Annotated in this window: 12 protein-coding genes and 1 tRNA gene; 12 read left to right on the forward strand and 1 reads right to left on the reverse strand. The window is 36.2% G+C overall.

All coding sequences use genetic code 11. The annotated features are described in order from the left end of the window. Positions 1-653 precede the first annotated feature (653 nt). From BM289_RS02860 to BM289_RS02915, 12 genes are all read left to right on the forward strand, one after another. Positions 654-2,510, forward strand: coding sequence for a glycoside hydrolase family 127 protein (locus BM289_RS02860; protein WP_091490674.1), 1,857 nt, complete (start codon positions 654-656; stop codon positions 2,508-2,510). Positions 2,511-2,578: 68 nt separating this feature from the next. Next, positions 2,579-4,585: a beta-L-arabinofuranosidase domain-containing protein gene (locus tag BM289_RS02865; protein WP_091490675.1), complete on the forward strand. Its 2,007-nt coding sequence runs from the start codon at positions 2,579-2,581 to the stop codon at positions 4,583-4,585. A 227-nt stretch (positions 4,586-4,812) separates the two neighbouring features. Further along, entirely contained in the window at positions 4,813-7,791 is a 2,979-nt protein-coding gene (locus BM289_RS02870) for a SusC/RagA family TonB-linked outer membrane protein (RefSeq protein ID WP_091490676.1), read from the forward strand. Between the two features lie 11 nt (positions 7,792-7,802). Continuing rightward, positions 7,803-9,299: a hypothetical protein gene (locus BM289_RS02875; RefSeq protein ID WP_091490677.1), complete on the forward strand. Its 1,497-nt coding sequence runs from the start codon at positions 7,803-7,805 to the stop codon at positions 9,297-9,299. Positions 9,300-9,332: 33 nt separating this feature from the next. Next, positions 9,333-9,767 carry a hypothetical protein gene (locus BM289_RS02880; RefSeq protein WP_143102026.1) on the forward strand — a complete coding sequence of 145 codons (435 nt, stop codon included), beginning with the start codon at positions 9,333-9,335 and terminating at the stop codon, positions 9,765-9,767. A gap of 115 nt (positions 9,768-9,882) precedes the next feature. Then, the gene (locus tag BM289_RS02885; protein WP_091490679.1) at positions 9,883-10,974 is read left to right on the forward strand and encodes a hypothetical protein; all 1,092 of its coding nucleotides are present in this window, start codon (positions 9,883-9,885) and stop codon (positions 10,972-10,974) included. A 207-nt stretch (positions 10,975-11,181) separates the two neighbouring features. Beyond that, a complete protein-coding gene (locus tag BM289_RS02890; RefSeq protein WP_091490680.1) occupies positions 11,182-13,317 on the forward strand; it encodes a glycoside hydrolase family 172 protein in 2,136 nt (711 codons plus the stop codon). 7 nt (positions 13,318-13,324) lie between these two features. Further along, complete coding sequence (locus tag BM289_RS02895) at positions 13,325-15,946, forward strand: glycoside hydrolase family 3 C-terminal domain-containing protein (RefSeq protein ID WP_091490681.1); 2,622 nt, start codon at positions 13,325-13,327, stop codon at positions 15,944-15,946. Between the two features lie 16 nt (positions 15,947-15,962). Further along, positions 15,963-18,779: a formylglycine-generating enzyme family protein gene (locus BM289_RS02900; protein WP_091490682.1), complete on the forward strand. Its 2,817-nt coding sequence runs from the start codon at positions 15,963-15,965 to the stop codon at positions 18,777-18,779. Positions 18,780-18,923: 144 nt separating this feature from the next. Then, positions 18,924-22,316, forward strand: a complete 3,393-nt coding sequence (locus BM289_RS02905) for a GH116 family glycosyl hydrolase (protein ID WP_167365374.1) — start codon at positions 18,924-18,926, stop codon at positions 22,314-22,316. A gap of 14 nt (positions 22,317-22,330) precedes the next feature. Beyond that, complete coding sequence (locus BM289_RS02910; protein WP_091490684.1) at positions 22,331-23,467, forward strand: aldose epimerase family protein; 1,137 nt, start codon at positions 22,331-22,333, stop codon at positions 23,465-23,467. Between the two features lie 212 nt (positions 23,468-23,679). Beyond that, positions 23,680-23,753 (forward strand) — tRNA-Asp (locus tag BM289_RS02915). 181 nt (positions 23,754-23,934) lie between these two features. On the opposite strand, the gene BM289_RS02920 is transcribed toward BM289_RS02915, so the two are convergent. Beyond that, the coding region (locus BM289_RS02920) for a transposase (RefSeq protein ID WP_244165308.1) at positions 23,935-24,213 on the reverse strand (279 nt) is incomplete at its 5' end.

Below are 24,213 nucleotides of genomic sequence, written 5' to 3' on the forward strand. Positions count from 1 at the left end.
AAAGGAATAATATGTTAGTTGTTGATTTCTAGTAATTTAAATAATTGTTAAATATTTGTTAAACCAAAAAAAGAAACAATTTAGCCTCTTTTGGGATGTAACTTCCTTAATTATAAAAAAAATACAGGATTTTTCTTAATCAATATTGTTATTTCTTGCTCTTAATCAAGAAATTAGATGTGCTTTTTTGAGCACATTTTTAAAAACTGGTAGGTACTGGTGTTTATAGTTCAAGATTTGTCTTACGTTTGTGATCTAAGCAAAAGAAAAGTGAGTTTTATCCCATAATAGAAAATGTCAATGTAGCATATTTCTTTTTTAGTTGATTTTAGAAATGGTTAGAAACGAATCTTATATCAATTAAATAAAAAAATTAGCTTATTATAAATTACTTCGATTTTGAAAGTTATTTATTAAAAGTCATTTTCAATAAAACTAAACAGATATTTTATATTTTGTTTTTTTAAAAATACCGCAATCGATTTAGTGAATTTTACATGCCAAACTATTTCTTTTAGGGCAGTAATGTAAAAATTTCTTCAAAAAAAATCCAAAAACAAATTAAGCATCATTTAAGATCAGGCAAAATCTGTACTGGTTTTAAATGAATTTGTATTTGACATAAATCATAAAACTATACTAACCCTATTATTATGAAAAAATCGATTATATTTTTTTCAATTTTATTTTGTTTGAACGGTTTTGGACAAACTAAAGCGAAAAACATTCACATTGAACCTATTAATTTTTCGAAAGTAAAAATTACAGATTCTTTTTGGCAACCGCGTTTAAAAAACCATGCTGCCAGTACATTAAATACTTGTATTGCTCAAATAGAGAGCAATACAGGACGTCTTACCAATTTTGTGAATGCAGGGAAAAGGTCAGGAAAACATTCTGGTATTTTTTATGACGATTCTGATGTGTACAAAGCATTAGAAGGTATTTCATATACCTTGATTAATAATCCTGACCCAAAATTGGAACAGACAGCTGACGACTGGATTAATAAGATTGCCAGTGCTCAGTTAAGTGACGGATACATTAATACCTACTATACTTTAACAGGATTGGATAAGCGCTGGACAAACATGGACAAACATGAAATGTATTGTGCCGGGCATCTTATTGAAGCTGGTGTTGCATATTACCAAGCAACCGGAAAACGCAAATTGCTCGATGTTGGCGAAAAAATGGTCAAACATATGATGTCAATTTTTGGTGAAGGAAAACGTCATTGGGTACCAGGTCATGAAGAAATAGAATTGGCTTTGGTAAAATTATATTCTGTTACTAAAAACAAAAAATACTTAGATTTTGCGAACTGGCTGCTGGAAGAAAGAGGTCATGGCTATGGCACAACTGGCGGTAATGGCGAATGGGATGTAAAATACTATCAGGATGAAAAACCTGTTGCTGATTTAACAGATGTTTCGGGGCATTCTGTTCGATGCATGTACTTATTTTCGGGAATGACTGATGTCGAAAAACTCGAAGGAAATTCAAAATACACTAAGGCTTTAAATTCTGTATGGGATGATGTTGTTTTACGCAACATGTATATTACTGGAGGAATTGGCTCATCTAAGCAAAATGAAGGTTTTACAGAAGATTATGATTTACCTAATCTTGACGCCTATTCTGAAACCTGTGCCTCTGTAGGAATGGTTTATTGGAATTCACGCATGAATCAGTCAACAGGGGATTCTAAATATGTAGATGTTTTAGAACGTTCTATGTATAATGCTGTTTTGGCTGGTGTTTCGATTTCTGGTGATAAATTTTTCTATGTAAATCCTCTAGCTTCAAAAGGTGACCATAACAGAAAAGCATGGTATGGCACCGCTTGTTGTCCAAGTCAGATTTCCAGATTTATTCCTTCTATAGGGAATTACATTTATGGAACTTCAGACAATGCTCTTTGGGTAAACTTATACATAGGAAGTTCTGCTGATATTGCTATTGGAAATAAAAAAATGGTTCTTAATCAGGAAACGAATTATCCATGGAACGGAGATGTAAAACTTACTGTTCAGTCTTTATCTGCTCCACTTAAAAAAGAAATAAGGCTGAGAATCCCGGCCTGGTGCAAAAAATATTCCATAGCCTTAAATGGTAAAACTGTTACAAACCTTGTTTTAGAAAAGGGATATGCTGTTTTGGAAAAAGAATGGAAAAGTGGAGATCAAATTACCCTTTCAATGGATATGCCTGTTGAAATTGAGAAAGCGGACGATCGTGTAAAAGAAGATTTGGGAAAAAGGGCCATTCAAAGGGGACCAATCGTGTATTGTCTAGAAGAAGAAGATAATAAAGCCAATTTTGGTTTTGAAAACCTCACTAAAGATACTAAGTTTGAAACTTTCTATAACCCTGATTTACTGGGTGGTATTATGCAAATCAAAACGGACGCCAGTCCTAAAGATGTATTAAACTTCATTCCTTACTATTCGTGGGATAATAGGGCTGACAGTAAAATGAAAGTCTGGATTGATTACAAAGACAAATAATCGGTCTTTAAAATCGGAATCTAAGACAGCTAAAAACTCTTCTTTTTTTAACCAAATAAAAATAAAAAATGAAAAAAATTTTATGGATACTATCAATGTGTCCTGTCCTTTTAATTGCCCAAAAACAAGCTAATAATACCAACTATCCTAACAATCGTTATCCGCTGACAGAAAAACCGTATGTAGAATTACCATTAGGATCTATTAAGCCTATGGGCTGGCTTGATGAACAAATGAAGAGAATGGCCAATGGTATGGCTGGAAACCTCGATACTCAATATGCAAAAGTGGTAGGTTCCCGTAATGGGTGGTTAGGCGGTGATGGGGATGTTTGGGAACGAGGTCCTTACTGGATTGATGGTCTTTTGCCCTTGGCTTATATCATGAAAGACAAAAAACTTATTGATAAAGTACAACCTTGGATAGAATGGACGCTGGCTTCACAAAAAGAAAACGGGTATTTTGGTCCTGATGTTGATCGTGGTCCTGAACCTGGTCTTCAGCGTGATAATGCAAAAGATTGGTGGCCAAAAATGGTGGTTCTTAAGGTAATGCAGCAATATTATTCGGCTACAAATGACAAACGTGTCATTCCGTTTTTGACTAAATATTTTAGATATCAGTTGAATGAATTGCCAAAAAATCCTTTAGGAAAATGGACTTTTTGGGGAGAACAAAGAGGAGGCGATAATTTGATGGTGGTCTATTGGTTATATTCCATAACTGGAGATAAGTTTCTGTTAGATCTAGGAGAATTAATTCACAAACAAACTTTTGACTGGACAGATACTTTCTTGAACAAGGATGACTTATTTCGTCAAAACAGTACACATGGCGTGAATTTGGCACAAGGTTTCAAGGAAACAACAATTTATTCTCAGGCCAATAATGACCCCAAATATACTTACGCCCCAAAAAAGGCTATGAAAGATATTAGAAATACAATGGGATTTCCAACAGGATTATGGGCTGCCGATGAGATGTTGCGTTTTGGAAACCCAACACAAGGATCAGAATTATGTACTGCTGTTGAAATGATGTTTTCGCTTGAAAACATGCTCGAAATTACAGGAGATGTTCAATGGGCTGATCAATTAGAACGTATAACTTATAATGTTTTGCCTTCTCAGGTTAGTGCTGATTATACTGAAAGACAATACTACCAGCAGATTAACCAAATTTCAATGACAAAAGAGTCCAGAAATTTTGTGACTTCTCATGGGAATACTGATAATTTAATGGGACTTCTTACCGGATATCCTTGTTGCACAACTAATATGCACCAAGGTTGGCCTAAGTTTACCCAAAACCTTTGGTACTCAACAATAGATAATGGACTTGCCGCATTGATTTTTGCTCCTAGCGAAGTTAATGCGAAAGTAGCAAACGGAACAAAAATCAAGGTGACAGAAACAACCAATTATCCTTTTAAAGAAGATATCAAATTTCAGTTTCAATTTATTGACAAAAAAGTAAAACAGGAAAATTTCCCATTTCATGTTAGGGTTCCTTCATGGTGTGAAAACCCAGAGCTTTTGCTGAATGGAGAAAAAATAACGGCCGAATTGCCTGCTGACAGAATTATAAAAATAACACGCGATTGGAAAAATGGCGACGAACTGATTGTAAAATTCCCAATGAAAGTGGTCGTGAGTTATTGGTATGACAATGCAGGAGTTATAGAAAGAGGACCTCTTTTATATGGCCTAAAAATGAATGAAAAATGGGAACAAAAAAATGATCCTGTAAAATTTGGCAATTATCATGAAGTAACTTCTGACTCTCCTTGGAATTACTGTTTATTGAGTAAATATTTAACTGATAAAACACTTCAGGAATCAGTTATAATCTCTCAAAAAACTGAAGTTGCTCTTTATCCATGGACAATTCAGGACGCCCCTGTTACACTCAGTATAAAAGCAAAACGAATTGTTTGGCCTGAATATAAATCTTCTGCAGGGCCAATTCAATATTTCTCACAAATTGGAGATAAAACTTCAGATGATGAAGAAACTATTCAGCTCATTCCTTTTGGATGTACAAAATTAAGGATAACAGAGTTTCCTGTACGCTAATCACTAAACAAAACTTGACCAATTTTTACAAAAACTTTACAAATAACCAAACACTAGCTATTAACAACCTAACCAATAAAAATATGAGAAGAGAAGAATTCTAATAAAACCAACACAATCAATTTCAATGTCTCATTAAATGAGAAAATGAAGCTTTTTTAGTAAAGGCCAGGTATGCCTATGTCTAAAAAAAACTAAAATTATTATTAAAAAAATAAAAGATAATCATGCTAAAAAAAATAAATTTTATACTGTTTTTTCTTTGCGCAATTACAATGCAGGCTCAGCAGACGAACGTAAAAGGAAAAGTAGTTGATGAGAACAAAGCTCCTGTTCCGAGTGTAAATGTTACAATAAAAGGGACAAATAAAGGAGTATCAACAGATATGGACGGAAATTTTTCGATTTCATTATCAAAAGATCAAACACTTGTTTTTTCTTCTGTTGGTTTTGAAAATAAGGAAGTTGTATATAAAGGTCAGTCTTTAGAAACGATACAAATCAATAGCAAATCCACTGCTCTTGATGAAATTATTGTTACTGGGGTTGCAAAAGGTACTTCTGTAAAAAAATTAGGTTTTTCTATTGAAAAAATTGGCGAAAAACAACTTAAACAAGTACCGGCAAATGATGCGGCTTCAGCTTTGCTCGGAAAAATGCCAGGAATCAGATTGGTACCTAAAGGAGGAGCACCAGGTTCAGGTTTTGATATTCAATTGCGTGGTGCAAAATCAATTACCGGAGGATCTGCTCCTTTAATTATTGTTGACGGCGTTTTAGATGGCGATATGAATATCAGCTCTGATGATATCGCCAATATTGAAGTTTTAAAAGGTGCGGCGGCTTCATCTCTATATGGCTCACGTGCAGCAAATGGTGTTATCAGCATTACAACTAAACGTGGTTCATCTTTGGCACCGGGTAAAGTTGAAGTCGATGTTAGAACAGAATACGGTCAAAACTTTTTAGGTTTTGTTCCTAAACAATCTAGTACTACAAATCGTATTATTGAAAATGGAATTGTAACAAGCAATGTTTCTCCAGATCAAATCTACGATAACAAATACCCTCAGACTTTTGATCATGTTAAAGAATTTTTCAATCCAGGAAGTTACTTAACTAATTATGTTGGATTGAAAGGCAATTCTAGTGATAATAAAATTTCTATTTACACTTCTTTGCAAACTACCCGTCAGGAAGGTATTGTAAAGATGGTACGAGGTTTAGACCGTACTAATTATAAATTAAACCTTGACTATAAGATATTGCCTAAATTAACTTTAAGAACTTCTAATTTTTATACTTCTAATAAGCAAGAAGGAGTGCAGGGAGATATTTTTGGTTCATTACTTCGTTCAGATCCAAATGCCGACTTAAATCTTCCAAATGCCGACGGAACGCCTTATAAAGTGAATGTAAATACTTTTTCTGATGGTCAAGTAAACCCGCTTTATACAGTGTACAATACAAAAAATGAAAGTTCAAGCAAAACGTTGCAGTCTCTTTTTAGTTTAGATTATGATTTTTCTAAAGAAATAAAATTCAAAGCTTCATACGGATTTACAGCTGCAAATGGTTCAACATTTTATATGCAGCCAAAAGGTATGTTGAATTACAATCTTGAAGAAGGTACTGGTTTTATCAGCAGATCAATGTGGGAAAGCAAACAAAAAAACATCACATTTGAAGGCTCTTACAACAAGCAATTTGGCAATTTCAATAGTGTGACCAAAGCGCAGTTTTTATATGAATCCTCAGATTATAGCGATTTATATGGCTCAGCTTCAAATTTGGCGCTTGGAGGTTTTGACCTGACAACAGTAAATGCCGGAGCAATACCTTCAACAACTTCATCTATAACCTCAACAAATGCGTATAATTATTCTTTAATTTCTGCAATTGATTATAAAGGTAAATATATTTTTGATGGATTAATCCGTCGTGATGCTTCTTCTTTGTTTGGTCCTGATGTAAGATGGCAGACTTTCTATCGTCTTTCTGGAGCATGGCGTATTTCAGAAGATTTCAAAATAAACGGAATTGATGAATGGAAATTGAGATCTTCTTATGGAATAGCAGGTTTAAGACCTCCTTATGGAGCTATTTATGAAACTTTTGCACTTAATCAAGGCGTTACCGGAAGCCAGGAAACTTTAGGTAATTCAAACTTAAAACCATCATTTTCTAAAGAATTTGAAATTGGTACCGATATTAATTTCTTAAAAAGATTCTCTTTATCTCTAACTTATTCTGTTGCTAATAATACAGACCTGATACTTAAAGTTCCAGTGAGTCCTCTTTCTGGAGCAGCATATCAATGGCAGAATGCAGCGGCAATGAAGTCAAAATCATTTGAAGCTTCTTTGAATGCTAATATTTTTAAAACATCAGAATGGAATTTAGATACTAGATTAAATTTTGATACCTATTCACAAAAAGTAACAGAATTAAATGCAACGCCTTATTTTATTGACGGAACTCGTTTTATTATCGAGAAAGGAATGAATTTCGGGACTTTATTACTTGACAAATTTGCTCACAGTTTAGATGAGGTTGCCAATCAGGTTCCTGCTGGATCTTCAGTAAATGATGTGTTTGTTGTTAACAATCAGGGATTCGTCGTAAAAAGAACTCAAGTTGGTACAATTGACGAAACTCCAATAAAGGTAACAGATGATAAAGGTATTGCATTACCAGCGGCAAAAATAAACACTACTCCTGATTTTACAATGAACTTTAATACTACTTTATCGTATAAAAAATTCACTTTTTATATGTTATGGAGTTGGCAGCAGGGCGGATATATGTATGATCACTCTGTTCGTTATATGACAGAACCATCGTTGTTTGATCAGTCCGGAAAAGCGCCAAATGAAGTAAAATCTGCTACATATTATTCTAATGGAGGACAATATATAGGATTACTTGGCTGGGATAATGATGCATTAGTTTATGATGCAACGTTTGTAAAACTTCGTGAAGTATCTCTTGCTTATGATTTTAAAATCGACCAATGGAAATTTATTAAAAATATCCGCTTTAACTTAATTGGCCGCAACTTATTAACTTTTACTAAATATCCAGGATTTGACCCTGAAACAGGAGCGAGCAAAGGAGGTGTTGATTCAAGTGCATTTAAGTTTGACAGCAACAATACTTACCCAACTCCAAGAATGGTAAGTGGTGCTCTTACTCTAACATTTTAATACAGATAATCATGAAAAAACTTAGTATACTTATATTAGTAATTTCAATATTCAGCTTCACCGCTTGCAGTGATTTTGAAAGCCTTGATAAAACAAATGAAAATTTACCAGATATTAAGGCGATGTATGCTCCTAAAGAGACTTTCTCTTTGATTAGCAATGGATACAACACATGGTATAACGGATCAATTGCGGCGAGTCCAACTATTGGTTTTGCCTGTGCCGAATTATTTCAGGCAGGTACAGCGGGTTGGGGATCAGGAACAATGTGGTTTCGTCCTCGTCAGGATTTGTTTAATAATACAACTCCTGATCCGGTTATTATCATCAATTACGGAGCATGGTACAATTACTATACAGCTGTTGGAAGCACAATGGTTTTAGCAAAACAGCTTCAGAATCCTGAATATAAAATAGTTTTAAACGGGATTGATTATACACAACGCGTAAAAGCACACAACCTAATTATTCAGGGATTATTGTATGGAAATATTGCAATGTTGTACGATAAAGCATATCTATTCAAAGAGAATGATAATGCTGTTAATTTTGATTATAAAGCAAATACAAAGTCATATAAAGAAGTAATGGATTATGCGATTGCTCAAATCGACAGCGCGATTAAAATAATTGAAGCTGATCCTGTTGATACAGATTACAGCGAGGTAATTGCAGGAACTGTTTTTGACAAAGCAACATTACTTCAGTTTGCAAATTCTATGGCTGCCAGATTATTAGTTGGTAATGCCCGTACACCTGCCGAAAATGCACAGACGGACTGGGCAAAAGTAGAAAGTTATGCTCTAAAAGGATTACAGCAAAATTTTGCAGTTGATTACAGACAAGGATGGAGAGGAAAAGTAATGACTCGTGATGAAGGCATGAATTACTTTGCTTTGCACAATATGCAATGGATTAGAGCAAGTCAATGGCTATTGCACCTGATGGCACCTGATGATCCAAACTCAGCATATCCGTTTCCGGATGGTGTTAAGCGTATGGCTCCAATAACAAATTGTCCGGATGCCAGATTAAACAAATATTTTAGTGATGATAATGATCTTGGATCATGGTTTGGCTTTACACGTGCAACCCGTCCTGGATATGGAACTTTTATAATGTCTGAATATAAATATACACGTTATCATGATGTTGTATTTAATGAGTCAGGTGCTGTAGATCATTTCTTAAAAGCAGAGAATGATTTGTACATAGCAGAAGCTAAATATCATTTGCATAAAGGAGGTGCAGCAACTTATGTTAATAATTCCCGAGTAGGATTAGGTAATTTATCTCCAGCATCAGATGGTGATACTGATTTATTAAACAAGATTTTCTACGAGCGTTATGTAGAATGCGACATGGTATGGCCACAATTAGGTTTCTTCGACAAACGTCGTACAGGAACATTGTTGCCAGGAACAGTATTTCAGTTTCCAATACCTGCTCCTGAACTTATTTCACATGGACAGCCTGTTTACACATTTGGTGCAAACAATCCGATGTAATTCTTTAAATAAAAAATTTTTAATAAAGTAAACATGAAAAAATTATTCAACAATATCTGTCTGTTATCCTTAACATTCGTTCTGATGTTTTTATCATCATGCGATAGGGATATGGATTTCGAAACAAAATCGGTAACACCACCCTCATTAAATGTTGTGGTTTATAAAAACAGCGATCAGACGCAACGTGTTGCCAATGCAACAGTGGTTATTTCCAAGATAAATCCGGCGGATGGTTCAGTGATGACACCATCAAAATTTACAAAGCAAACAGATGTTAATGGTTCGGTAAAACTTACCAATGCAGAAATGTTGCAGATTTTTCCGGAACCAACTGGAGACACACCTCGTGGTGGTCAGTTATCTTTCTCAGTAAGCTCATCAGATAATGCTTTACATGCAGTTTCTACAAGTGCTTACATAAACATGACCGATGGAGAAACCTGGCAATGGATTAATATTCAATAAGTAAACTCTTTCTGTCTTTTGAAAAAGACTGATAGAGAGTATTGTAACAACTACTAATTACCCTAACCCAACAGTTATTATAAAAATAACAGTTGGGTTTAATACAACACCTATTATGAAATTAATCGATAAAATAGCACTAATTACCCTTTTGGTTGTTTCTGGTCTGAATGCGAATGCGCAAAATCAGAAAAAAGTATTGCCAAAAGCATCCAAAATAGTGGTTAAAGTTGCTGTTGTCATTCAGGATCCGATTATAAACGGAAAAAGAATGCACGAAATAATGAAAACCCCCGGCAATAACAAACGCGAATGGGGAGATCCTTTTAAACTAAATGCAGATTACAAAGCAACTCTTGAAAAAGCAAGTGGCGGAACTGTCGAATACCAAATTGTTAAAATTTACGATACAAAAGATTACTTTACTTCTTTAAGAAAATCAGGTGAAAAACTGACTGAAGCCAGAGTAATCGAATTAATGGCAGAACCAGACTGGAAAACACTAAAAGAGGAAGGAACCAGTTTTGACTATAATGCTTTTGTAACCCATTTTGGTTTTGATAAACAACGAAACGAAGGAAAAATAAATGAAGTTTGGGTTTGGACTTTTCCTTATGGAGGAATGGCCGAGTCTAACATGATGGGAGATGGTGCCTTCTGGATTAACTCAGAACCAACTATCAATAAAAACTGTAAAGAATTGTTATCCATCATGGGCTTAAATTATGAGCGTGATGTGGCTTGCGCCATGGAAAGCTATGGCCATCGTTTTGAATCGACAATGATGAAAGTTTATGGTCCTTGGGATTATGACAGTAAAAAGGAAATTAAAGATTTAACCAACTGGGAGCGTTATACGGGATATATTAAAAACTACAATAAGTTTAATCCGGGAAAAGCACATATCGGGAACATTCACTTTCCTCCAAACGGACAAAAAGACTACGATTGGGCGAATAAAGATAAAGTAGATACTTATGCCGATAACTGGGCTTATTACCCAAATATTACCGACGAAAACCCACGTACTGTTGATTGTTCAGAATGGAAATGCAGTCATATAGGATATATGGAATGGTGGTTTTCACACATTCCTCATTTTGCAGGAGTAAATCCGAAAGACGGAAAATTAAACAATTGGTGGCATTATGTAGTAAACTATAATGAGGCCGTGAAATTGGAAAAGAAACTTAGCAAGAAAAAATAAGATTTGAGTTCCTGCAAGGTTTTCAAAACCTTGTAGGTATAAATTTCGTGTATTCAGAATCCTTACAAAGTCAAAAAAGAATCTTGCAAGAAAAGCTAAAAAAGACCTAGCAGTCCCGAAGCCTCGGGATAAAACCTGTTAGGTCTAATTAACCGCATACCTGATTCTCATTTTTTTTCAGCAATCTATTACCAAAACAATACTATAATGAAAAAATCATATTTGCTCCTATTACCCATAATCTTATTTTCGTTAATATCGTTTAAGACGCTGTTAGACAATAAAATTATCAGTATCGACAGTTTATTGCAAGATATGACTGACCGTGATAATCTGGCACGTTTTCCGGAATCTGATTATACTTGTGCGCAGTTTAGCAGTTATGACAGAGCTACAGTGGCACCAGATCAGGATGGGTGGTTTGCCAACTGGGACCGTTCGATGTTTATTCGAACCGAGAAAAGAGGTGATAAAAATGAATATGTGATGATGGACACCTCGGGGCCAGGCTCAATCGTTAGGTTCTGGATGACATTTGCAGGAAAAGATTCAGGGAAAGGTATCTTGAGAATCTATCTTGACAACAACACAGAGCCTGTTATTGAAGGCAGTGCAATGGAAATTTTAAGCGGAGGAATACTGGCAGACAGTCCGTTATCAGCTTCTGTTTCTCAATTAACCAAATATGAAATGCGCGGACATAATTTATATTTTCCTATTCCGTATGCCAAACATTGCAAAGTTACATATCAGTCTGATAATATTAAAGATGCCGGTGCCAAAACAGGCGGAGAGGCCGTTTATTATAATATAAATTATCGTACTTATAAAAAAGACGCTCAAGTAATAAGCTATTCGGCAGAAGAAAAAAACAATGCTAAGAAAATAGCACCAGCTACGGCAAATCAATTAGCGCAGTTGCAAAAAACGATAAATGTACCTACTGAAAAACATGCCCTGACAGGTGAAATAAAACCTAATGCAAAACTTAGTTTTTCTTTCAAAGGATCAAAGGCAATTCGAAAAATCAGTATCAAATTATCGGCAAAAAACCTGGAGCAAGCTTTAAGAAGCACCGTTTTGAATATTACGTATGATGTCGAAGGAAATCAAAAATCAGCAACATCAGTATGGTGTCCTGTTGGCGATTTTTTCGGAACTGGATATCAGTTGCGCGAAATAAGTACATGGTATACAGAAGTAAGCAAAGATGGCGTTTTATCGGCCTGGTGGGTCATGCCATTTGAAAAAAACTGCACCGTAAGTTTATTAAATCTCGGAAAACAAAACGTAACCGTAAGTCAGGGAGAAGTAGAAATTGGTGATTGGAAATGGGACGAAAACAGTATGCATTTTGGTACACACTGGAAAGAATATTACCATTTAAAAACCGGCGAAATGAAAAATAATTCCGGTATGGTGGGTGGTCCTTTCGATCTCAATTATGTTACACTTTCCGGGAAAGGCGTTTATGTGGGCGATGCCGTTACTTTATTCAATACCGTTTATGCCTGGTGGGGAGAAGGCGACGAAAAAATATATGTTGATGGCGAAAAATTCCCGTCACACATTGGTACGGGAACCGAAGATTATTACGGGTATGCCTGGTGTCGTCCCGAAAAAATAATAGGACATCCGTTTATAGCGCAACCAGACGGAAGCGGAAATTTTGTTCCCGGATATACTGTCAATTCACGTTACCGTTCACTCGACGTAATTCCGTTTAAGACAAGCCTTAAGTTTGATATGGAAATGTGGCACTGGACACGCGCCACAATCAACTTTGCGCCCGTTTGCTTTTATTACCTCCAAAACGGAAAAGACCAAAATGACAAACCCGATATCGAAGGTGCAAAACGTGCCGTTGCCATAAACAGAACCGATATTATTTCGCCCGTAATTCAATATAATTCAAAAAATAAACCTGTAAGTATTCAGGCAGAAAGCATGATTTTCGAAAATGCCGATGGCGGAGAATTTGCTTATGACAACAGCGAAAAATACGGCTGGGCAGATAATATGGAAGCCAACTGGTCTGAAGCAAAAATGGGCAACAAATTAAATATGGTTTTTATGTCAAAAGCCGATTGTACTGTGCCAACAAAAGGAATTTTTACCATTAGAAACAATTCCGGAAAATTCAAATTTACATTGAATGGCAAAAGCACCATTATTGATTTAACAGGCGAAAAAACAACCCTTAAAACCGTTGATTTAGGAGCTGTAAAATTAAATAAAGGAAAAAATACAATTTCGGTTGAAGTTATTGATGTTCCGCCAAGCAAAAACAACACAGTAGAGTTTGGTTTCGACCAGCTTTTGTTTGGTTTAGCAAAAAAATAAACAGAAAATGAAAAAGAAAACTCCAAATATAATAAGCCTTGTATTTGTTTTCTGTTGTTTAACAGTACAAGGACAAAAATTACCTTACCAAAACACGTCATTAAGTTACGAAGAAAGAGCAAATGACCTTGTTTCGCGAATGACAACAGAAGAAAAAGTAAGCCAGATGATGTCTGAAGCCCCGGCGATAAGCCGTTTAAACATTCCTGCCTACAACTGGTGGAACGAATGTTTGCATGGCGTTGCCAGAGCAGGTTTAGCAACAGTTTTTCCGCAGGCAATTGGTTTGAGCGCCACTTTTGATAGTGATGCAATGCTAAAAACAGCCCAAATGATATCTGATGAAGCCCGTGCCAAACATCACGAAGCGGTACGTAACGGACAATTTGGTATTTATCAGGGATTAAATTTCTGGTCGCCCAATATTAATATTTTTCGTGACCCTCGCTGGGGACGCGGGCAGGAAACGTATGGAGAAGATCCTTATTTAACCTCTGTAATGGGAGAATCTTTTGTACACGGGTTACAGGGCGATAACCCAAAATATTTAAAACTCGTAGCAACTGCCAAGCATTATGCCATACACAGCGGGCCGGAATACGAACGCCATAGTTTTGATACCGATGTAACTCCGTACGATTTATGGGATACCTATTTGCCTGCTTTTCATCATTTGGTAGAAAAAGCAAAAGTAGAATCTGTGATGTGTGCTTACAACAGATTTCAGGGTCAGGCTTGTTGTGGAAGCTCAAAATTGGAAACAGAAATTTTAAAAAAGCAATGGGGTTTCAAAGGTTATATAGTGTCTGATTGCGGGGCGATTGACGATATTTACCAACATCATAAAATTGTTCCCGATGCCGAACAAGCTTCAATATTAGCCGTTCGTTTAGGAACAGATCTTGAATGCGGAGACCGTTATGCAACACTTTTAGAGGCTGTAAAAAATAAAAAAATAGACGAAAAAGAGATAGACAAATCAGTAAAACAATTGTTTTTGTCTCGAATGAAACTCGGCATGTTTGATCCCGACGAAAATGTTCCTTACACCAAAATTCCATATTCAGTTGTCGATTCAAAAGAACATCGCCAGCAGGCAATCGAAATGGCAGAAAAATCTATTGTTTTACTTAAAAACGAAAACCATACACTGCCTTTATCCAAAAATATCAAAACCATTGCCGTAGTTGGGCCCAATGCCGATAATGCCATTTCTGTTTTAGGAAACTACAACGGAACTCCGTCACATACCATTACCCCGCTTCAGGGAATAAAAAATAAACTGGGCGATAATGTAAAAGTAATTTATGAAAAAGGAATCAATTTTACCAACGATACATTGGCGTCACCAGTTGAAATAAAAAACAATCTGAGCAGTAACGGAATAAAAGGACTAAAAGCAGAATATTTTAATAATATTAAGCTCGAAGGAACCCCAATTTTGGTTCGTAACGAAGAAGTCATTGATTTTAAAGGTGATGTAACTACAGAAATTGCTCCGGGAATTTTAGCAAAATGGATTTCTGTACGCTGGAGCGGAATTTTTACCGCCACAAAAACTCAGGCAATGTCTTTTTCTGTTACCGGAGATGATGGTTTTCGTCTGTTTATAAACGGAAAAAAAGTAATCGACCACTTTAATTATCATGAAGCGCTTACCGACTATTGTACTTTTCAGGCCGAAGCGGGAAAATCGTATGATATAAAACTGGAATATTTTCAGGGCGATCAGGGAGCCAGAATTAAATTTAGCGGAGTACTTCTGCAAAAAACCAATATGCAGGCACTGGCAGACAAGTTAAAAGAAGCCGATGCCATCGTATATGTCGGAGGTATTTCGCCAGAAATCGAAGGCGAAGAAATGCCTGTAGTTTTGGACGGTTTTAAAAAAGGAGACCGTACCACAATTGCCCTGCCGAAAGTACAAACCGAATTAATGAAATATTTAAAACAAACCGGAAAACCACTTGTTTTTGTAATGGAAACCGGAAGCGCATTGGGTATAAAATGGGAAAAAGAAAATGTGCCCGCAATCCTTAATTCATGGTACGGAGGAGAAGATGCCGGAACAGCCCTGGCCAATGTTCTTTTTGGAGATTATAATCCTGCCGGACGTTTGCCCGTAACTTTTTATGAATCAGATAAAGATTTACCTGATTATAAAGATTATTCGATGAAAAACAGAACCTACCGTTATTTTAAAGGAAAACCATTGTATGCTTTTGGATACGGGCTTAGTTATACAAACTTTAATTACACTAATCTGGTAGCTCCAAAAACAATTACAACAGGAAACGATTTCAATATTACGGTTACCATAAAAAATACCGGAAAATTTGATGGAGAAGAAGTGGCTCAGGTTTATGTTTCCCATCCTGATGTTTCATTCGAGAAACCAATTCGATCTCTGGTTGCATTTAAAAGAATCTTTTTAAAAGCAGACGAAGAGAAAAAAGTGAGCCTTACTATAAATGCACGAAGTTTATCCTTAATTACACCAAACCTGGATCGTAGTATAGAACCCGGAAACATTCAAATAGCAGTTGGCGGTCATCAGCCAGACGAAACAAACTCAACAGTAAGCACTTTAGTACAACTTAAAGGAAAAAAAGTAATCCTCGAAAAATAACCAATTAAAATATATTATGAATCAACATTTTAAAATCAGCACACTAATTGTCTGCTTTCTTCTGTCAATAACCGGACAATCACAGTCTGTAAAAACAGCTGTGTTGACAAGCAAAGAAGGAGTAGCACTAAATGGAAAGAAATTGCCGTTGGTTTCGTTTAAAATTGGCGAAACCCTTTACAACACCACGCAGGGAAAAACAAACAACAACACCACCGAAGTCGATAATAAAATCAGTGTTAGTTATACCAAAGTAGATTACGGTTACGGAATTAAAGCAACCCTTACTTTTAAAAATATAAGCAAAGACACCATTAAACTCCATAATGTAGTGCCTTTTGGAGAATCTGCCAACTACACTTATATCACCGGAAAAGGAAATCATGAATTATCACGTACCTATTTATTTCGTCCGGGATATGATCCAGTAAATGTAATTGTTCCAGATAATTCATGGGATTTAGGTTTTACAGCCATTCCAACAACAGGAAATAACGGAATCTGTGCCCTAACCAGACGTGACAGAAAATCGGTTAAAAACGGAAAAACACAACGTTTTGAAACCGTTTTATATCCTAATGCCGGAGAAGTGACCTACACACTTTGGGCAGACGATTATCAGGGCGACTGGCAGGAAGGATTGCGTTTTATGTTTCAAAAACGAATGCTATATGATGTAGAACCAAACACTTTCGATAATTCGATTATGGGGCGAAAAGATTTACAATGGTTCCGTAACAAATATGTGGTAAACCTGATGATGACCTGGGACCGTCGTTTTTATGATTCTAAAGATGGAAAATACCATGTAAAAGAATTTCTGGAAGAAGCAAAAAAACTTTACGGAGGAAGCGATGTTTACGGTATCTGGCCAACCTGGCCAACTCTTGGAATGGACCAGCGTAACCAATGGGATATGTTCAGGGATTTGCCGGGCGGATTTGACAAATTGCACGAAATATCAAATACCTGTCACGACTTAGGAACTCACTTTTTCATTTGTTACAACCCTTGGGATGGAAGTACTCGCAGCAGCGAAGGCCATTTTGACGGAATGACCAACATTATTAAAAAAGTGGGTGTTGACGGAGTTGTATTGGATACGCAAGGAGGTTCAAGCAAAGAATTACAAAATGCGGCCGATAATGCACAGCCCGGAGTTATTATGTACAGCGAAGGAATGGCAGTGCCAAAAGACATGCAGGGAATTCCGTCAGGAAGAGTTCACAATGCCTTGTACTATCCGCCAATGCTGAATTTGAACAAATTTATTAAACCCGATTTTGCTATTTTCAGAGTTACCGATATTGGTCAGGAGCGCATTAACCGTGAGCTGTATGTGGCTTTCTTTAACGGATATGGAACAGAATTGAACCTTTTTGCACCCGGAAATCCGGAATGGGTTAACGAAGAATATGCTTTGTTAGGTCAAACATCACGAGTTTTAAGAGAAAATACGTCGAACTTTATCAGCCAGAATTATACGCCATTATTGCCAACATTAAAAGACAATATTTTTGTAAACCGTTGGGATAATGCAAACAAAACCATTTACACCGTTTTTAGTTTAATACCGGAAGGATTCAGCGATTTACTATTTGCAGTAGACAATAAACCGGATACACATTACGTGGATATCTTCAATCACGAAGAACTTACTTTAAAGCAAAAAGACAACAAATGGTATGTACCGGCTACAACATCCTCTTTTAATAAAACGGATATTGGCACCAATAATGAAGGTTCGGGTACGGCCATTGCATCTTTGGCAAATAGTTTGGATGTAAAATTAAGAAATGACCAGTTGACATTTTCTTCTTCAAAAGGAACCAAAGTACGCATTTGGGCAGGAATGCCATCTTATGCAAAAGAGTACAAAGAATTTAAAACCAATAAACAAACCATTCGTTTATTTGATTATTTCCCTGATTTCCACGGAAAATTCATAGTTCAAGCTTTTGATGATAATGACGAATTGGTAGACGAGCGTATTGTAAAAACAGTACCGGGATCTGCACGTTTAACGAGCAATACAGAACGCACAAACCCGGCAAGCAAAGCGCCTAAAGGAATGGTGAAAATACCGGCTGGAAATTTTATGTGCAATCAATACGGAGTAGGAGATACTTTTATTCCTTATCCTGAATCTCCTACATTGGTAAACGAAAAAATTAGCATGCCAACCTATTACATGGATAAATATCCGGTAACCAATGCTCAGTTTAAAGAGTTTATCGATGCAACAAACTACAAACCAACGGATGCAAACAACTTCCTGAAACATTGGGAAGGCGGAAAAATTGTAAAAGGGCAGGAAAATTTCCCTGTAATTTATGTGTCTTATGAAGATGCTAAAGCATATGCAAAATGGGCAGGAAAACGTTTGCCTACCGAAGTTGAATGGCAATATGCTGCTCAAACAGACAAAGGAAATACCTGGCCTTGGTTACAAAAAGAGCCAATACAAAAAATAGAAGAACCGGTAACAAACACCCTTTCAGTCTGGAAAATAAAAGGAATTGCCGAAGACCGTTGTAATCTGGGTGATGGTAAATTATATCCGGTAGGGAAATATCCAAAAGGAGCAAATCCTTACGGTTTAGAAGACCTTACGGGTTGTGTATGGCAATTAACAAACGACTTATACGACAACGGAACCTACCGTTACATTATGATGAAAGGTGGTAGTTACTTCCTGCCATCTTCAAGCTGGTGGTATGTTCAGGGCGGACCACGCGAATTATTCTATCGTCAGTACCTGCTTCGTGTTTCACAAGGATTTGAAAGAAATGCAACCGTTGGCTTCCGTTGTGTAGTTGACGGGACCAAATAATATCAGTTTTAATTATTTTTTATTAGTTAGTAAGTCAGATTGAACAAAGCCGGTGTAATGCGTTAAAAAACATCGGTCAAGTTCAATTTGATTTATTTAAAGTTCTGAATGATTGCCAAAAGCAAATACTAAATGCATGAAAAAATGAAAAAAATATTAAAATACAGCGCCCTCATAATAACCATACTTTTTTCAGGTATGGCCTGGGCTTCACCTCCTGTTAAAGTTGCTTTGTTGGTCAACGGAAAAAAAGAACAGGCAGTTGAATATACCGCTTTGCAAAAATTCTTTGATTCGCATAAAGCCAATTATACCGTTCAAAAAATTAAGCTCGATGAAGTAGCTAAGAACAAATCAAAACTTAACGATTATCAAATTGTTTGGTACCATCGACCTGATACTCTTGAAGTTTCTGCATCTGAAACAAAAATAAAAGAAGCGGTAAAATCATATCTCACTCAGGGCGGTAAAATGATCCTGACACTCGATGCAGTAAAATTGCTTAACTCATGGGAAATCGAAAAAACACCTGTCGAAGTAAAACACCGCACCGTAGTTGATGAAGGTTTCGGGCGAAAATTAGGTTTTCATGGTTTTAGGACCCATCCGTTATTTACAGAAATGCATGGTGGCGCTTATATCTGGCAGGCCAAAGAAGACTTAACCGCAAGAACACTTGGTTTTTTTAATAAAAATATTCCAACAGCAAAAGGAAGCAAAGTTATTGGCATCGACTGGGCTTATATTACCTACGATGATAAAAATAAACTGCTTTGGGAAACCCCTTTTGGAAAAGGGAAAGTCTTAGCTATAGGAGCCTATGCTTATTATGCCTCTGAAAATTTTAACGCTATTGAATTAGAAAAGTTTACAGCGAATTGTCTTAATTATTTAAGCGGAAAATTTGATAAAGAAAAACAATATTTCTGGAGTTATGAAGAATCTAAAATTGAGAAAAACAACAAACCAGTTGAAGATATAAAAGTAAACCCATCAACAGTTTGGAAACCTAATTTTTCGGCACTTTCGTTAAGCCGAAATGCTACCAACAACTATTTTGACATAGCAGGGAAACACAGCGTGTTAATGGGAAAAGAAAAAGCAGGAATTGAAGAAATCTGGACACATCCGGTAATGTCTGTTCGTGATTTTTCTGTTGGCGTAAAAACAGCAACAAGCGATACTATTTGCTGGCTAAAAAATATAACACCAAAATTCGAAGTGCATCCCGAAGCCGTTATTCGTACCTATAAATTACCTAACGGAACTGAGCTAAAAGAAATTATCACCACAAACATCAATAAACCCGCCAGCATTGTACATTATCAATGGGACAAAAACGGGAATATCGATAATTTGGTTTATTCTGTAAAAAGCAACCTGCGCTACATGTGGCCTTATGACGAAGGCGCATTAGGATCGTTAAATTATACCTTTTCTGAAAAAAATCACACCATAATAGTTTCGGATCAAAAAGAAGAATTTGTATCGGTAATAGGGTCAAATGCTACTGGGAAATTGCTTTTGGGCGGACAGTTTGATGGTTTTAAATTTATAAATCAAAAATGGGAAACCATTCCGACAACCAAACTTCAAACCGCATTTTTGGTAACAAATGATGTTAAAAACAGCTCGTCGATTGATATTTGTTTTGCTTCAGGAAATGAAGGAATTGCTAAAACACTTACTGAGTATAAAAATAACATCAACGATGCCGAAAATGTACTCAATCAGGCAAAAAGCTATTATGAAACACTCCTAAAAAGCGTTGTAAACATAAATACTCCTGACGCTGATTTTAACGAAGGTTATAAAATGGCTATTTTAGGAGCCTCAAAATTCAAAGTAGAAACTCCAGAAATAGGAACTTCGCTTATGGCGGGATATTCGACCACAGCAAGAGGCTGGGACGGTTCTCAAAAAGTAAGCGGAAGACCCGGTTATGCCTGGTATTTTGGTCGTGATGCCGAATGGGCAAGTCTGGCATCCATCAATTATGGCGATTTTGACATCGTAAAACAAGTATTAAAAACGTTTATAAAATTCCAGAATGTCGACGGAAAAATTTATCACGAATTAACCTCAAGCGGTTCCGTTCATTATGATGCATCAGATTCCACGCCTTTATTTGTCATTTTGTTTGCTCAATACCTGCGTTATACAGGCGATATAGAATTTGTTCGTTCGAATTGGGGAGCCATACAAAAAGCAATGGATTTTTGTTACTCAACCGATACAGATGGAGATGGTTTAATAGAAATATCAAATGTTGGGCACGGCTGGCTCGAAGGCGGAAAACTCTTTGGGGCACATACCGAATTTTACCTTTCCGGAATCTGGGCAAAAGCGTTACAAGATGCCGGCTACATTGCCAAAGAAATTGGAAAGGAAACCCTGTCTCAGAAATATTTGACAGACTATAAAAAAACACAACAATCTGTTGAAGAATTTTGGAACAAAGACAACTACTATAATTACGGAAAATACAGAGACGGTTCTTTTACCAAAGATTTAATCATCTTGACCACAGTTCCCGTTTATTTTAATGTATTAGATAAAGAACGTTCCAAAACCATGACCGAATCATTTGCATCAAATTTATATGCTTCCGATTGGGGAATGCGAATGATAAGCAACAAAAGCCCGTTATACGATGCAGGAAGTTACCATTTCGGGAGCGTTTGGCCGTTGTTTACAGGCTGGACATCGCTTGCCGAATATCAAACCGGACGTTACAATCAGGGTTTTACCAACATCATGAACAATTTGCTGAACTATAAAGATTTTTCGTTAGGAAATGCTGTTGAGGTTATGAACGGCGAAACCTATCGTACAAGTGGTGTAACCTCACATCAGTGCTGGTCTGAAACCATGGTTTTGCAACCCGTTTTTGAAGGAATGTTAGGCTACCGCCCGGATGCATTGAAAAACACCGCTACACTGGCACCAAGATTACCTTTTGACTGGGATTCGTTTGAAGCTTCAAATATCAAATTCGGTAAAAACAGCTTTGATTTCAAATTCAAAAGACAATCCGGTACAGAATGGGTTTATAATTTCAACTCGGCTCAAAACTTTCAGTTGAATTTTCAGCCCACACTTCCGTTAGGATCTAAAATCGATCATATATCGGTAAACGGAAAAAATGTTCCTTACACCATTATGGATAACAACGAATATCTGGACGTAAAACTGAACGAAACTTTAGCAGTTAATTCCAATACAGAAATTAAAATTGTTTTGCAAAAAACAGGATTGTCGACATTGGCAAGTTACGGAAAACCTGAGTTTATGGCCGAGTCAAAAGGATTCAGGATTTTAAAACAACAGTTAAACGGTTCCGTTTTTAAAATTGACCTTGAAGGAAAAAGCGGTAACACTTATACGTTTAAATTACTTTTAGATCGTAATCCTGCAAGTTGTTCAGGAGTTGAATTTGTCAAAAAAACAGCCGATGGTTTTGCCTTATTTAAAGTTGAATTTCCTGCAGATAAAGAAAAATACCAGAAAAAAACAATCCAAATAAACATGAACTAAATTTCGGAAAACAAATGAAAAAAACGCTTATTATCTTAACAGCCTTTATAAGTGCAGTAATGATATCTTGTAAAGATGCCAATAAAGAGTTATTGGTCAAAGAAAAATTTGAAAAAAAGGTTGATGGTAAACAAGTATCACTTTATACATTGCAAAATAAAAATGGTGTCGTTTGTCAGATAACCAATTATGGAGCACGTGTGGTAGCATTGTCTGTTCCTAACAAAGACAAAAAAATTACAGATGTAGTTTTAGGGCATGAATCAATAGATCAATATCTTAAAAACGGAGAATATCTTGGAGCTATAGTGGGGCGTTATGGCAACAGAATCGCTAACGGTCAGTTTAGCCTTAATGGAAAAAACTATACATTGTTTAAAAATAATGGGCCCAATACGCTTCACGGAGGTAAAAAAGGATATGCAAATGTAGTTTGGGATGCACGCCCTTTTACAACCCAAAATGGAGAAAATGCAGTTGAAATGAGTTACCTGTCAAAAGATGGTGAAGAAGGATTTCCAGGAAATTTAAATATAAAAGTAACTTATACGCTCACAGAAACCAACGGATTGAAAATAGAGTATTGGGCTCAAACCGATGCCGAAACGGTTGTAAATTTAACCAACCATGCTTACTTTAACCTGAAAGGAGCAGGAAACGGCGATATTTTTTCGCATAACCTGACTATTTATGCCGATAATTTTACACCGACAGACAGTACTTTGATTCCGACAGGCAAAATTCAGAATGTTGCCAATACACCAATGGATTTTAGAACGGCTCATACCATTGGAGAAAGAATAAACGAAAAAACAATAGATTTAAAATACGGAAAAGGCTACGACCATAATTGGATTTTAAACAAAACCGGCAAAGAATTTACCCTTGCATCCATAGTTGCTGAACCTTCAACCGGAATCGAAATGAGAGTTTTTACCACAGAACCTGCCCTTCAGTTTTATAGCGGTAATTTTCTCGATGGTAAAATTATTGGAAAAGACAAAAAACAATACAATTATCGTAATGCATTTTGTATGGAAGCACAGCATTATCCGGATGCTCCAAACCACGCAAATTTTCCATCAACAACATTAAAACCGGGAGAAACGTATAAGCAGACGACGCTTTATCAGTTTCTTTTAATGAAATAGGTAATGATGAAATCCTTTAAGTTTTTTAAAGGATTTTTTTGTCTGTAATGTATATCTAGATTTTATTAAAGAAAGAAACTTCTTCTTTTTTGATTAAAATCTGAATTTTTAAAATATTGGAATTTAGCCAATTAAAAATTTCTCAATTTTTATTCGCAAAAACGCTTGCAGAAACGAAAATCTGTTGTATTTTTGCACTCGCAATAACGCAGGGTTTGGTAGTTCAGTTGGTTAGAATACATGCCTGTCACGCATGGGGTCGCGGGTTCGAGTCCCGTCCAGACCGCCTAAGTTGTTAAAAATGCCTCTCATTTGAGAGGCATTTTTTTTATATAAACTTTTCGAGGTTTAACCGCAAAGAGCGCAAAGTTCGCAAAGTTCGCAAAGTTTTATTCATATAGCTTTGCGAACTTTGTGTTTATGAGCGCAACCGTAGAAAAAATCGGATCAGGTTCAAAAGTTGGGGATTAAGCAAAAAGATTGGATAATCTGAATAAGAAAAAATCTATATTTCTAACCCCTCTGAACTGCGCTCTAAAAGCTTTTATTTTAGCATTAAAAGATTCAGCCGAAGCATTTGTGCTTCTGTTATCAAAATAGTTCAAGATTGATTTGTAATTAATGGTTATGGTATTGAGCAGGATATTAAAATTTTTAAAACCTGATTCCTCTACATTTCTATACCAATGAGCCAGTTTGGTCATGGCAATGCGCTTGTCATTGTTGTTATTGTAAATCCCTCGAAG

Source organism: Flavobacterium phragmitis (genome assembly GCF_900112575.1).
GTDB classification, from domain to species: Bacteria; Bacteroidota; Bacteroidia; order Flavobacteriales; family Flavobacteriaceae; genus Flavobacterium; species Flavobacterium phragmitis.